Below are 12,317 nucleotides of genomic sequence, written 5' to 3' on the forward strand. Positions count from 1 at the left end.
TCGTCTTTAACTTGAACCTAGCAGAACAAGCTTCCTCCGTCGACGCCCTGTTGCAGCTGCACCAGGATGCCTTCAACATGGTCAGTGAGGGCGTGCTGTGGGTTGACGAGACGGGTCGGGTACAGTACGGCAACGAGAGCGCCGCCAAGCTGTTGGGCTACTCCACCAAGGCGCTGCAGCGGACCAGCTACTTCGAGATCAACCCCCACTTCAGCATGCTGGGGTGGAAGCGCTTCTGGACGCGCCTGCAGGAGAATAACTCCGAGGTGCTCGAAACCGAGTTCGTCAACCAGGATGGAAAGCTCTTCACCGTCCGCGGCCGGGCCGGCTTCGATATCTACAGCATCGACCCGGAGCTCTGCCTCATCGTCTTCACCGCCACGGAGGCCGGTCGCCGCGACGCCGACCTGCTGGAGGCCGTACAGGAAGACGCAAACATCGGTGGCTGGGAGGTCAACTTTACCACCAACCAGGTTTACCTCTCTTCCCAGATCCGCGCCTGGCTGCAGTTGCCGCCCGACCGGAGCTTCTACGGGGCCGCCGAATTCCTTAAGGTGTTGCAGGGCAAGCTGATGGGCGACGTCTACGAAGAAGTTCGTAGCAAGTACAAGCGCCTCAAGCGTGCCGCCGGCCAGGAAGAGATCAAGGTGATCCTGGACCTGGCCACCTTCGACCACCACAGTGAGCCCGCGGAGTACCTGATCCGCGCCCGCTCGGTCGAGAATGAACTCGAGGTCTATAAAATCTACGGTACGCTGACCAGCGCGGACGGCCCCCACGGACAGCCCGCGGTGGTCCGTAGCCCGGGCGAAGAACTCTTCCGGCAGGCACTCGACCAGCAGCTTGAGAGCACCTTCGTCGTATCCTTTGCCGACCGGAAGATCATTTACGCCAACGACAAGGCCCTGGAGCTGACGGGCTTCTCCCGGAGGGAGCTCGTCAACGCCCCCACCTCCCTGCTCGTCAATCCCGAGCAGCGGGAATCACTGGAAACGGTCTACGCCAGACTGCGGGACCAGCGCTATTTCGAAACGGTTGCCGACATCCGCGTCAAAGATGGCGGGTACCGGCAGGTAGCCGCCCGGATGCATTACTTCCGCAACGAGGAGGGGGAGTACATGCTCGTTATTCACCGCGATAGCAGCCACCAGGACGAGTATTCGGAAAACCTCCAGCTACACGCCACCACCCTCGACGCCCTGGACGAGTGGGTCATCTGGCTGGATTCCAACAACCGGGTAGCCCTCCTCAACGAGGCCGCCCGCCGTAAGCTGAGCCGCAAGACCAGCCTGGATATCGAGGGCATGCCCATCGAGGAGCTGATGTCCGACCTGCAGATCCCGGCCCTGGCCGACATCCGCCAGGAAAAGATCGACGGGCGCACCCGCGCGGCCACCGACTACATCTACACCACGCCCAGCGGCGACGACCGTACCCTCCAGGTACGTTTCGCGCAGGTGGAGGCCGGTAGCCAGCGCTTCCTCTGCCTCATCTGTCGCGACGTGACCCTGCAGTACAATAACCGCCGCAAGCTGCAGAAGACCAAGCGCCGCGTCGACGAGCTCACCAAGCAGCTGAAGAGCGAGAACGAAACCCTCCGCGAGCAAATCGAGCAGGTGAATACCGGCGGGGCCATCATCACCGTCTCCCGCAAGTACCAGCGCATACTCGCCCAGATCGCCCAGGTGGCCGATACGGACGCCACGGTACTCGTGACCGGCGAAACCGGTACCGGTAAGGAGCTGCTGGCCCAGTCGATCCATAAGTTCAGCAAGCGCAGCCGCAAGCCCATGGTCAGCGTAAACTGCGCGGCCCTGCCCGAAAACCTCATTGAGAGTGAGCTCTTCGGGCACGAGCGAGGGGCCTTCACCGGCGCCTTCGCCCAGAAGAAGGGCAAGTTCGAACTGGCCGACAGCGGCACCATCTTCCTCGACGAGATCGGCGAGCTGCCCCTCGACATGCAGGCCAAGCTGCTGCGCGTGCTCCAGGAAGGGGAAATCCAGCGGATCGGCTCCACGGATTCGATCAACGTCGACGTGCGGGTGGTCGCCGCCACCAACCGGAACCTGGAGGATATGATCACCAAGGGAACCTTCCGGGAGGACCTCTTCTACCGCCTCAACGTTTTTCCCATCCACAACCTCCCGCTGCGCGAACGGAAGGAGGACATCCCCGTGCTGATCAAGCACTTCGCCAAGGTGTATTCCGACCGCATGGGCCGCAACATCACCCACATCAACCCCCGCGACATCGAGGTGCTCGAAGCCTACGACTTCCCGGGCAACGTCCGCGAGCTCATCAACCTGGTGGAACGGGCGGTCATCACCTCTACCTCGAGCACCCTCAACCTGTCGGCCAGCCTACGGGCCCTTCGCCGGACGGACCGGGGCGAGGAAAACATTTCCTTCCGCAACGACCGCATCGTCCCCTTCGAAACCATGCAGAAGCAGTACATCATCGAGGCCCTGAAGCGTACCAAGGGTAAGGTGACCGGTCCGGGTGGCGCGGCCGAGCTGCTCGACCTCAACGGCCGTACCCTGATGTCGAAGATGAACAAGCTCGGCATCGACCGCAACAAGTTTACGGGCTAGCGGCGCGGAGCGCAGGTGCGGTGTTCCCTCCCCATTCCGGGAAGCGATCGGTACCTTGCCGGTATGAACGTAATCGTCTGCCGCGAACCCGGCCATTTCGAACTTCAGTCGCGCCCGGTACCCACTCCGGGCCCCGGCGAGGCCCTGCTCCGTATCCGGCGCGTCGGCATCTGCGGCACCGACCTGCACGCCTACGCCGGCCGCCAGGCCTATTTCACCTACCCCCGCATCCTGGGCCACGAACTCTCCGCCGAGATCGAGGCCATCGGCGACGGTACCGGCTTAGCGGTCGGGGACCGCGTGATCGTCATGCCCTACATCCACTGCGGGAACTGTATCGCCTGCCGGGCCGGCAAAACCAACTGCTGCCGCCACATGCGGGTACTCGGGGTACACGCCGACGGCGGTATGCAGCAACGCATCGTGGTCCCGGTGGACCTGCTACTTGCCGCCGGCCCCCTTAGTCACGACGAGACGGCGATCGTGGAGCCGCTGGCCATCGGCGCCCACGCCCTGCGCCGCGCGGCGGCCACGGCGGGGGAGACCGTAGTGGTCGTAGGCTGCGGCCCCATCGGCATCGGCCTGCTGGCCCTGGCGCGGCTGCGCGGCTGCCGGGTGATTGGCATCGACACCAATACCGACCGGCTGGCCTTCGCGCGGGAAGCCATCGACGGCGTGGAGACCGTCGTAGGCGGACCCGACGCGGTCGCCCGCGTCACGGAACTGACCGACGGTGAGCTTGCCCCCGTGGTATTCGATGCCACCGGCCACCCGGCGGCACTGGAGAGCGGTGTCCGTTACCTCGCCCACGGCGGCCGCTACGTGCTGGTGGGGCTGAGCCGCGGCGACCTCACCTTCAACCACCCCGAGATCCACGCCAAGGAAACCAGCCTGCTCTGCAGCCGCAACGCTACCCGCGACGACTTCATCTACGTCCGCGACCAGCTGGCGGAGGGCCGTTTCCCCACCGACCGCTTCATTACCCATTCGGTGCATTACTCAGAGCTCATCGGCCACTTTGACGCCTGGCTGCGGCCGGAAACCGGCGTGGTAAAGGCTATGGTCCACTGGGACGACCGCGACCACCCGGTAGCGGGGGCGGAAGTCGGGGGAATTCCCCTACCTTGACGGACCCGCCGTATGGCGGAATCAGCGCGTAAGGCTCACCCGATGGATACCAAACTGGACGGAAAAGTAATCGTGATCGCCGGGGGTGCCGGCAAACTCGGCAGTATCGGCGAAGTGATCGTCCGCACCCTCGCCCGTGAGGGGGCCCGACCGGCGATCATCGACCGGAGCGACCGCGGCCACGCCCTCGTCCACGAATTGCAGGACGCCGGCGCCGACGCCTGCTTCGTAGCCGCCGACGTCACCGACGAGGCCCAGCTGACCGCCGCCGTGGCCACCATCGTGGAGCGGTACGGCCGCCTGGACGGGCTGGTCAATAACGTAGGCGTGAACGACGGGATCGGCCTGACGGGCTCCCTGGACGACTTCCTGGACAGCCTCCGCCTCAACCTGGCCAGCTACTGGCTGCTCACCAAGCTCTGTTTTCCCCACCTGCGCGAGCGGGCGGGGGTGGTGCTTAACATCGGATCGAAGGTGGGCCTCACCGGCCAGGGCGGCACATCGGCCTACGCCGCGGCCAAGGGGGGCGTGCTGGCCCTGACGCGGGAGTGGGCCGTAGATTTCGTGCCCCACGGGATGCGGTGCAACGCCATCGTGATCGCCGAATGCTACACCCCCGCCTACCAGGAGTGGATCGAAACCCTCGACGACGGCCCGGAAAAACTGCGCGCCATCTCCGACCGCATCCCCCTCGGTAACCGCATGACGACCCCGCAGGAGATCGCCAATACGGCCGTGTTCCTGCTCTCGGAACTGTCTTCCCACACCACCGGGCAACTGGTCTTCGTCGACGGGGGATACGTCCACCTCGACCGCGCCCTTCTCACCCAAGCCTAAGTCGTACATGTCCACTTCCGCCCCCGTAGTCGCCCGGTCCGTACTTGTTCCCTTCATCATCGTCACCTCCCTGTTTGCCCTGTGGGGGTTCGCCAACGACATCACCAATCCGATGGTGTCGGCCTTCAAGAAGGTACTGGAGCTCGATAACTTCCGCGCCTCCTGGGTGCAGTTCGCCTTCTACTTCGGCTACTTTACCATGGCGCTGCCGGCCGCCATCTTCGCCAAGCGGTACTCCTACAAAAAGAGCATCATCCTGGGGCTGGCGCTGTACGCCACCGGGGCGCTCCTCTTCTACCCCGCCGCGGCCTACGCCAGCTACACCTTCTTCCTGCTGTCGCTCTACATCCTGACCTTCGGTCTCGCCTTCCTAGAGACCACCGCCAGTCCCTACATCATGTCGCTGGGGGCCGAGGAGACGGCTACCCGCCGCCTCAACCTCGCGCAGGCCTTCAATCCCATCGGAGCCCTCGGGGGCCTCATCGTGGCCAAGCAGTTCATCCTGTCGCGGTTGCAGGTGGAGGAGCTGGGCGGCGAAGCCTACGCCGCCCTGGACGCCGGCGCGCAGGCGATCGTACGCAACGCCGACCTGCAGGTGATCCGCGACCCGTACGTTCTACTCGGCGTCACCGTCATCGCCATGCTCGTGCTGTTCCTGGTGGTCGACATGCCGGAGAAGGCGCACACGCAGCGGGAGCTCGGGATCATGCCGGCCATCCGGCGCCTGTGGCGGCAACCCCGCTTCGCCGGTGGCGTGGTGGCCCAGACCTTTTACGTGGGCGCCCAGATCATGGTGTGGACCTACATCTACCAGTACGCCGAATCGATCGGCATCTCCAACGCCGACGCCGTGCCCTACGGCATCTCGGCGCTGGTGATCTTCCTGGTCGGCCGCTGGGTAGGCACCTACGCCCTAAAGTTCCTGAGCGGCGGCCACCTACTGTTCTACTTTGCGCTGGGGGCCATGGCGATGACCCTGCTGACCATCTTCGTGGTAGGGCAGGCCGGGCTCTACAGTCTCGTGGCGATCAGTTTCTTCATGTCCATCATGTTCCCGACCATTTACGGCATCGCCCTCGAGGGGCAGGGTGAGGACGCCAAGTTCGGCGCGGCCTTCCTCGTCATGGGTATCGTGGGCGGCGCGCTGATGCCCACCCTGCAGGGCCTGATCCTGGACGTGGGCGGCGATGGCTACACGGATGCCCGCCTGCTCGGCGTCCCGGAAGTGAACTTCAGTTTCGTGCTGCCCCTGCTCTGCTTCGCGGTCGTGGCCGGCTACGGCTACCGCGTATTCCGTCACTGGCCGAACGCTCCCGTACCGGCCCCGCCCGATCCGGGCTGATCGCCACCGCCATGCCCCTCCTGCGCCGTACCGCCGATTACCTGCTCTTCGAGAGCGCCCTGTTCCAGACCGTCAGCCTACTGATCACCGGGCCGGACCACCTGCTCCTGGTCGACCCCACCTGGCTGCCCGGCGAGGTGGAAGAGATCGCCGCGGCCGCCGGTGAACTTGCAGCCGGGCGCGAGCGCTACCTGCTCTTCACGCACTCCGACTACGACCACATCATCGGCTACGGGCGGTTTCCGGGCTACCGTACGCTGGCATCCGCCGCCTTCGTGGCCAACCCCGAACCCGATGACCCCCTGCGGCAGATCCGCGAGTTCGACGATGCGTACTACGTCACCCGCCCCTACCCGACCGAGTACCCCCGGATCGACATCCCGCTGCCGGCCGCGGAAACCAACCGCCGGCTCGGCTCCGACGACTATGTCTTCTACCCCGCCCCCGGCCACAACCCGGACGGCGTGATCACCCTCAACCGGACGCGCGGCATCCTGGCCGTGGGCGATTACCTGAGCAACGTGGAGTTCCCCTACGTCTACCACTCGGTCGCGGAGTACCGGGCCACCCTCGACCGGCTGGAGACGATCATCGAATCGGGCGTCGTGCGCACGCTGGTCCCCGGGCACGGCGACAGCACCGACGACCCGGCGGAGATGCGCCGTCGCCTCACCGAATCCCGCGCCTACCTCGACGAGCTGGAAGAAAGTATCCGCCGCGGCACGCCCTTCGACCTCGACCGGCTGTTTACCCGCTACCGCTTCCCCGGGGTCATGCGCACGTTCCACGCCGGCAACGAGGAGCTGATGCGGCAGCACGTGGCCGCCTTCCCCCGCTGAACCCAAGTCACGCCCCCCATGGACCCCTCCGCACCTGCGTTCCCCGCCCTCCTGCACTACGAAGTCGCCCACCGCATCCTGAAGGGCTACATGGACTACTACTACCGCTTCAAGCTGATCACCAAGCGGGCGCGGCTGCGCTTCGAGGCCCGCGACTGGCACGGTACCCAGGCCGACGCCCGCAGCCGCATTGCCCTGTACCGCGAGGAGGTAAGCCGGACCACCGGAGAGCTCAATCATCTGACCACCGGCACGGCGACCGGCCATGCCTTCTGGGGCCGGGTGCGCGAGGCCTTCGCCGAGGAGATCGCCCACTTCAATACGCGCAACATCGCCGAAACCTTCTTCAACTCCGTATACCGCTTTGCCTCCGGTATCGGGGCGGACCCGGCCGTGATGTTCGTGTTGCGGACGGGCAGCTACCGCGAGCACCAGGGCCTGTCGGCCATCAGCTACGACTACGCGCTCACGGGGCGCGACCTGGCCGACGTGGTGGAGGAAGTCCTGGACCGTTTCCCCTTCGACGCGCCCTGGGACGACCGCGCCCGGGACGTCCGGCTGGTCGCCAAGCGTTGGGCCGCCCACCCCACCCGCGGCGCCGACCGGCTGGAGATACTCACCTCGGTGTTCTACCGCAACAAGTCGGCGTATGTCGTGGGCCGGCTGCTCGATGGAGAGGAGGTCCACCCCTTCGTCCTGCCCGTCCGCCACCCCGACGGCCGCGGCATCCTCATCGACGCCCTGCTGCTCGAGGCAGATCAGGTGGTGTCGATCTTCAGCTACCACCGCTCCTACTTCCTGGCCGATATAAGCGTGCCGAGCGACATGGTCGACTTTCTGAACACCTTCATGCCGAGTAAGCAGGTGAGCGAACTCTACAACGCCATCGGCTTCGAGAAGCACGGCAAAACGGTCTTCTACCGCGAGCTGCTCCGTCACCTCAAACGAACGCGGAAGGAAGAGAGCGAGCGCTTCGTGAGCGCACCGGGCATCGCGGGGATGGTGATGTACGTATTCACCACGCCACAGCTCAATATGGTATTCAAGGTCATCCGGGATCACTTCGCGCCGCCCAAGCAGGTCACCGCCGAAACCGTACGGCAGAAGTACGAGCTCGTCAAGCACCACGACCGGGTGGGCCGCATGGCCGACAGCTACCTCTTCGAAAAACTGGCCCTGCCCCGGGAACGCTTCAGCGCGGAATGCCTGGAAGAACTGCAGCGGACCGCCCCGCAGAAGGTGACCGTAGCCGGGGATACCGTCCTCCTCTCCCACGTCTACGTGGAGAAGAAGATGACGCCCCTCAACCTCTACCTCCAGACCGCGGAGCCGCCCATGGCGGAAAAGGCCCTGCGCGACTACGGCCGGGCCATCAAGCAGTTGGCGGCCGCCAACATCTTCCCGGGCGACCTGCTGCTGAAGAACTTCGGCGTGACCCGCGTGCACCGCGTGGTCTTCTACGACTACGACGAGATCGAGCTGGTCACCGACTGCAACTTCCGCCACCTGCCCGAACCCCAGACCCCGGAGCAGGAGATGGCCTCCCACCCCTGGTACTACGTCGGGCCGCGCGACATCTTCCCCGAGGAGTTTCCCGGCTTCCTGATGCGCGCCGGCCCCTACCTGACCTACCTGCGCGAGCAGCACGGACAGATCTTCGACGCCGACTTCTGGAACGACGTGAAGCGCCGCCTGCAGGCCGGAGAGATCATGGACGTCTTTCCGTACCGGACGGACTGGCGGTTTTTGCAGTGACCCCCTACTCCCTCCGCACCACCCACCGCGTACGCAGCGTAGTCGTCTCGCCGTAGCCCAGCGTACGCAGGTCTCCCTGCAGCTCGAATTCGGCGAAGCCGCGGGCGGGGTCGATGTATATCTCCAGGGGAGCGTGCTCGGGTGCCACCCGGTAGAAGTCGGTGACCACGGTATGCTTCTCCAGGACCAGTCCGTCGCGGACGTACACCGCCGGAATGCTGTCGAGGGAGGCGAAAAGTTTGCCCTTAGCGGTGTGGCGGTCGTCGAGGTATAGGGTATGGAGCGAATCGCGGCTTTCCAGCAAGTCGGCCGGCGGCTCGAAGCGCACCGAATCGGAGAAGAAGGTGAGGGTGCCGGCGTAGGGCAGTCGCGTCACCTCCCAGGGCGCTGCGGCGATGGTACTGTCGCCCTGGTTGGTGAGCCAGTAGGTGAGCCCCACGTCGGAATCCGGTCCCAGGCGGTAGCGCTTCTGCAACTGGAGGCCGGTCAGGGAATCGCGGGCGCTGATGAGTAGCACGGAGTAGTCCTCCACCTGCTGCACCGTATACGGGTCCCGGTCGAAGGTGGCGGGTGGGGGCCAGTTCCAGTCCCGCTGGGGAGAGGTCCAGGCCACGCTGCCCGTTGTGTAGCCCGCGCTGTCGGCGTCGGTTTGCAGCAATTCGGTAGTACCGTAGCGGAGGCTGACGATGCGTCCCCCCCGGGCCGGATCGACGGTCAGCGACAGGGAGTCGCGGGTGAGGGTGAGGGGGCCGTCGGTGCGCTCTCCCGCCGGCGGGGCGCAGGTGCAGAGGGGCAGCAGAAACAGTAACAGCCACGGGTAGTGGAGAGCGGGTGTCGTCACGGGGCCGGGATTTGGAGGGGTTGATGCATGGCGATCTTTTGCCAAATATAGCAGCCGGAACGGGCTACGGCCCCGCCCCCGCCCGCGATGTGTAACGAATCGCGATCTCCGGGTATAAACCGCCAAATGAGTGCCCTGGCTGGCCGGTATGTGCCGCCAGCCGGAGCGCGTTTGCCACACCACTCCTTTGATAGCAATGATGCTTTGTTCTCGGGCGTTTCCTCCTTTCAGGCGGGGACGCCCCTTTTGTGGGGCAGCCGCTATCTTTCCCGCCCCATGATCGACGACCTGCTTCAGCTCTCCCCCGACGCCAAGACCCTAGAGGCCGGGCGCCGGCTGTTCTACAGCCGGCGGTGGCGGTTGCTGGGAGGCGACGGCGAGTGGATTTGGGGCGAGTTCGACGTGGGCGGCAAGCGGCCCGTGGAATCGGCGGTGCAGGTCGTACGCGGCCGATTCGTATGCAGCTGCCGGGCCCGGGCGCGGCCCTGCGCCCACGGGCTGGCCCTCGTGCTGCTGCTCAAAAACAACTCCGACCGCCTCACCGTCGGCCAGCCGCCGGACTGGGTACGGACGGTGCAGTTCCGTGCCGAGAAGGCGCCGCGCGTCGTCAAGGATGCCCCCAAGGCCGACGACCGGCTGGCCGCCCGCCTGGAACTGATGACCGAAGGGGTCGACGAGCTGGAATTGCGCCTGCTCGACGTGGCCCGCCGGGGCATCGCCGATACCGTCGGACAGGGCGAGGATGCCTGGCTGGACATGGCCACCCGCCTGACGGATGCCAAACTGCCCGGCCCGGCCGGTCGCGTCCGACGCCTGGCCGGCATCGGCACGGAAGGCACCGAGGCGGAAATAGCGCGCACCCTGGCCGACCTCTACCTCTTCGTGCGGGCCTGGCGCATCCGGGAGGAGTTTTCGCCCGAGCGGCGCGACGAGCTCTACCAGTATGCGGGCATCACGACCAAGAAGGACGAGCTACTGGGCCGCCCGGCCCGGGAAGATCACTGGCTGGTGCTCGGTACGGTCTCCGGCGTGGAGGATCGCCTGCGTTACCGGCGGGTGTGGCTGCGGGGCGAGCGGAGCCGCCGGTACGCCCTGCTGCTCGACTACGCCTTCGGAGAGTTCCCCTTCGAGCAGTCGTGGCCGCTCTCGGCCAGCTTCACCGGGGGGGTACACTACTACCCCGGCAGCTACCCGCAGCGGGGAGTCTTTCCCGATCCCCGTCCCGGCGGGCGGCCCTACGACGGGCTCACGGGCTACCCCAACTTCACGGAAATGGTCGCTAACTACCGCCGGGCGCTGGCCGTAAACCCGTGGCTGCAGCAGTACCCGGTGTACCTGGGGGCCGTCCGCCCGGTACGCGACCGCCCCGGGGGAGCTACCTTGGTGGACGCGGAAGGCTACGCCCTGCCGGTGACCCCGGACTTCACGGGATTCTACCGCCTGCTGGCGGTCAGCGGGGGGGCACCGCTGTCGCTCTTCGCCGAATTCGACGGCTACCGGCTCCGGCCGCTGAGCGTCCTGACGGACCTGGGCCTCGTGGAAGCCTAGGCCTCCGCGGCACGCGCGGCGCGGACCATACGCCACTTCTTCTGCAGGTCGCGGCGGCGGATAACGCCGTCGAAACCGGCCTCCTGGAACAGCCGGAGGACCTGCTCGCTGTTGTATTCGTTGGTCTCGCAGTACAGTTGCCCGCCGGGGCGGAGGGCCGTGGCGGCCAGCTCGGCCAGGCGGCGGTAAAACAGCAGGGGGTCCTCCTCGGGCACGAAGAGCGCCAGCGAAGGCTCGTGCTCGAGGGTGGAGGCATCCATGCGGGCACGTTCGGAGGGCGGTATGTAGGGCGGATTGGACACCATGACGTCGTAGCGGTCGCCGGTGAGGGTTTCCTCCAGCACGTTGCCGCGGGCGAAGGTCACGGGCAGCTCGAGCATCTCGGCGTTCTCCCGGGCCACGGCGATCGCTTCCTCACTGAGATCGATACCGAGGCAGTCCCATTCCGGCCGCCGGGCCTTCAGCGCGAGGGGAATGCACCCCGACCCGGTGCCGAGGTCGGCTACGGTGCAGATGGATTCCGGGGGGTAGTCTTCCAGGATCCACTCTACCAGCTCTTCGGTTTCGGGACGCGGGATGAGCACGTCGGGCGTCACCTTTAGTTGCAGGCCGTAGAAGTCGGCGATGCCCGTCACGTACTGTACGGGCTCCCCGCGCTGCAGGCGGTTCAGGATGGTGTACGAAAGGATTTCCTCCTCCTGGCTCAGGATGCGGGAGCGGTTGCCCTGCCGGTACCCGAAGACGTCCTCCATGACCAGGCGGGTGACGGAGGCGGCCTCGCCCCCGCCGAGCAGGGGTTTGAGTTCGCGGGCAATGTGTTTGGTCAGATCGTCGGTGCGCACGTAAATTTTAAATTCTACATTTAAAATTTGTGATTCAAAACTCGTTCTTCCACATCATCGACTCCATCGGCCGGTCGCTCACGCGGTTGTACTTGGCGTTGGGCTTCTTGTTGTAGTAGTTTTCGATGTCGCCCTCGACGGCGAAGTAGATCAGTTGCCCGATGGGCATGCCTTCGTAGACCCGCACGGGGTGGGTACAGGAGATCTCCAGGGTCCAGTGGTTGCAGAAGCCTACGTCGCCCTTGCCGGCGGTGGCGTGGATGTCTATCCCCAGCCGGCCCACGCTGCTCTTGCCTTCCAGGAAGGGAACACTGCTGTGGGTTTCCGTGTATTCCTGGGTGACGCCCAGGTAGAGGGTATTGGGGTGCAGGACGAATCCTTCGGGGCCGATCTCCATCTCCTCTATCTCGTTGTGGCGGCGGGCATCCAGGATGTGATCCTTGTAGCGCGCCAGGTGGCGCCCCAGGTGCACGTCGTAGCTGTTGGTACCCAGGTTGGACCGGTCGAAGGGCCGGATCACGATGTCGCCCAGCTCCATGGCGGCCAGAATCTTTTTATCGCTCCAGATCATGGCGCAAAGGTAAGACAAGCGAA

At 65.4% G+C, this 12,317-nt stretch carries 10 protein-coding genes; 7 read left to right on the plus strand and 3 right to left on the minus strand.

All coding sequences use genetic code 11. The features are described from left to right. Positions 1 to 11: 11 nt before the first annotated feature. The 6 genes from DQG19_RS08410 (at position 12) to aceK (ending at position 8,492) form a co-directional block, all read left to right on the plus strand. On the plus strand, positions 12 to 2,591 hold the full coding sequence (locus DQG19_RS08410) for a sigma 54-interacting transcriptional regulator (RefSeq protein WP_116125815.1): 2,580 nt from the start codon (positions 12 to 14) through the stop codon (positions 2,589 to 2,591). Between the two features lie 63 nt (positions 2,592 to 2,654). Further along, the gene (locus DQG19_RS08415; protein ID WP_116125816.1) at positions 2,655 to 3,719 is read left to right on the plus strand and encodes a zinc-binding alcohol dehydrogenase family protein; all 1,065 of its coding nucleotides are present in this window, start codon (positions 2,655 to 2,657) and stop codon (positions 3,717 to 3,719) included. Positions 3,720 to 3,761: 42 nt separating this feature from the next. Next, complete coding sequence (locus tag DQG19_RS08420; RefSeq protein ID WP_116126080.1) at positions 3,762 to 4,556, plus strand: SDR family oxidoreductase; 795 nt, start codon at positions 3,762 to 3,764, stop codon at positions 4,554 to 4,556. A gap of 7 nt (positions 4,557 to 4,563) precedes the next feature. After that, positions 4,564 to 5,898: an L-fucose:H+ symporter permease gene (fucP, locus tag DQG19_RS08425; RefSeq protein ID WP_116125817.1), complete on the plus strand. Its 1,335-nt coding sequence runs from the start codon at positions 4,564 to 4,566 to the stop codon at positions 5,896 to 5,898. An 11-nt stretch (positions 5,899 to 5,909) separates the two neighbouring features. Further along, positions 5,910 to 6,737, plus strand: coding sequence for an MBL fold metallo-hydrolase (locus tag DQG19_RS08430; protein ID WP_116125818.1), 828 nt, complete (start codon positions 5,910 to 5,912; stop codon positions 6,735 to 6,737). Positions 6,738 to 6,755: 18 nt separating this feature from the next. Beyond that, complete coding sequence (aceK, locus tag DQG19_RS08435) at positions 6,756 to 8,492, plus strand: bifunctional isocitrate dehydrogenase kinase/phosphatase (RefSeq protein ID WP_116125819.1); 1,737 nt, start codon at positions 6,756 to 6,758, stop codon at positions 8,490 to 8,492. 4 nt (positions 8,493 to 8,496) lie between these two features. Here aceK and DQG19_RS08440 read toward each other — a convergent pair whose 3' ends face one another. Continuing rightward, the gene (locus tag DQG19_RS08440) at positions 8,497 to 9,333 is read right to left on the minus strand and encodes a DUF4380 domain-containing protein (protein WP_157974407.1); all 837 of its coding nucleotides are present in this window, start codon (positions 9,331 to 9,333) and stop codon (positions 8,497 to 8,499) included. A 276-nt stretch (positions 9,334 to 9,609) separates the two neighbouring features. On the opposite strand from DQG19_RS08440, the gene DQG19_RS08445 reads away from it, so the two are divergent. Continuing rightward, complete coding sequence (locus tag DQG19_RS08445) at positions 9,610 to 10,881, plus strand: hypothetical protein (RefSeq protein ID WP_116125821.1); 1,272 nt, start codon at positions 9,610 to 9,612, stop codon at positions 10,879 to 10,881. Here the strand turns inward: DQG19_RS08445 and prmC are convergent. After that, on the minus strand, positions 10,878 to 11,723 hold the full coding sequence (prmC, locus tag DQG19_RS08450) for a peptide chain release factor N(5)-glutamine methyltransferase (RefSeq protein WP_116125822.1): 846 nt from the start codon (positions 11,721 to 11,723) through the stop codon (positions 10,878 to 10,880). The two genes, DQG19_RS08445 and prmC, sit on opposite strands and share 4 nt — an antisense overlap. A gap of 34 nt (positions 11,724 to 11,757) precedes the next feature. Continuing rightward, positions 11,758 to 12,294, minus strand: coding sequence for a dCTP deaminase (gene dcd, locus DQG19_RS08455; RefSeq protein ID WP_116125823.1), 537 nt, complete (start codon positions 12,292 to 12,294; stop codon positions 11,758 to 11,760). Positions 12,295 to 12,317: the final 23 nt, after the last annotated feature.

This window comes from Lewinella sp. IMCC34183 (assembly GCF_003390915.1).
Taxonomy (GTDB): domain Bacteria; phylum Bacteroidota; class Bacteroidia; order Chitinophagales; family Saprospiraceae; genus Neolewinella.